1 protein-coding gene is annotated in these 1,448 nt (G+C 37.5%); it reads left to right on the forward strand.

Features of this window, described 5'->3' with window-relative positions; all coding sequences use genetic code 11:
• Nucleotides 1–111: 111 nt before the first annotated feature.
• Nucleotides 112–1,448, forward strand: a 1,337-nt coding sequence (locus ACN4EE_RS23330) for an NAD(P)H-hydrate epimerase (protein ID WP_431708899.1), incomplete at its 3' end; no start/stop codon positions are given.

Below are 1,448 nucleotides of genomic sequence, written 5' to 3' on the forward strand. Positions count from 1 at the left end.
AAAATAATTAATTTGTTGACTTTCTTAACAAACACAAAAAACAAAAGTGAAGAAAGCGGTATTCGATCGAGATTTCGATAAAATGTTGAAAGTAATTTATTTTCGCCCATTATGGAAGATAAAGAGTGTTGTGTGGTTACGGCTAAACAAATGCAAGATATTGAAAATAAAATCTTTGCACAAGGAATGCCAGTTGCTAGTTTGATGGAAAAAGCAGGTTTATTCTCCAGTCACAAAATTATCGAAGAATATCCCCTCAGTCAATATCAAAAAGTAGGATTTATCATCGGTTGTGGTCATAATGGAGGAGATGGTTTAGTTATTGCTAGGGAATTATGGTTAAAGGGTTACGAAGTCAAGTTATATACCCCTCTAGCAGACAAGTCAAAAGATTTAACGGCGCAACATTTAGAGTATGCAAGGTTTTTGCATTTGCCTTTTGTGACTACTGTGGAAGAATTAGAAAACTGTGATGTTATTATCGATTGTCTGTTTGGTTTTGGTTTAAATCGTCACATTACCAACTCTTTAGCGAAAGATATTGCCTTAATTAATCAATGGGAAAAGCCTGTAGTTAGTATCGACATCCCTTCGGGTATCCATACCGACACAGGAAAAGTGTTAGGAGTTGCCATTAAAGCTACCCTAACTTTATGCTTAGGGTTATGGAAATTGGGTTTATTTCAGTCACCTGCTTGGGAATATACGGGAAAGTTAGTCAAAATCGATATAGGTATCCCTAACAATATAGTCACGGAAATTATCAACCAATCTCCTATAGTTAAGGTGATAACGAGGGAAAAAGTGAAAGAGGTTTTACCCTTGCCTCGCGCCGTGAATACCCACAAATATCGTCAAGGAAATGTATTGTTAATATGTGGCTCAAAACGTTATGGCGGTGCAAGTTTATTGGCAGGTTATGGCGCTAATGTTAGTGGTGTGGGAATGTTAACCATGATTGTACCTGAGTTTTTGCAACCGTTGATTAATAGTCACATTCCTTCGGCTTTAGTAATTGCTACTCCACAGACAACCACAGGAGTTATGGATTTTTCTTCTTTACCCTCGATCGATTTTTCTAAGTATAGTTCGATCGTGCTAGGAATGGGTATCACCAGAGAAAAAATACCTTGTTTTCCTATAGCAGAAATTTTAGCAACTCCTACGGTATTAATTATCGATGCCGATGGTTTTAACTACTTAATAGAAGATAACCTACGGATTTTATCACAACGTCAATCTCCCACCATCTTAACCCCCCATGAGGGAGAATTTAGACGTTTATTCCCTGATATTGACTTAAATCTCGATCGACTGCAAGGATTACAGGAAGCCTCCCGAAGAATCAATAGTACTATTTTACTAAAAGGAGCAAAAACCATGATCGCTCATCAAGGTAAATATAATCGCATTATCAAAGAAGGCACACCAGCATTAGCGAGGGGAGG

This window comes from Geminocystis sp. CENA526, from assembly GCF_050753365.1.
Classification (GTDB): Bacteria; Cyanobacteriota; Cyanobacteriia; order Cyanobacteriales; family Cyanobacteriaceae; genus Geminocystis.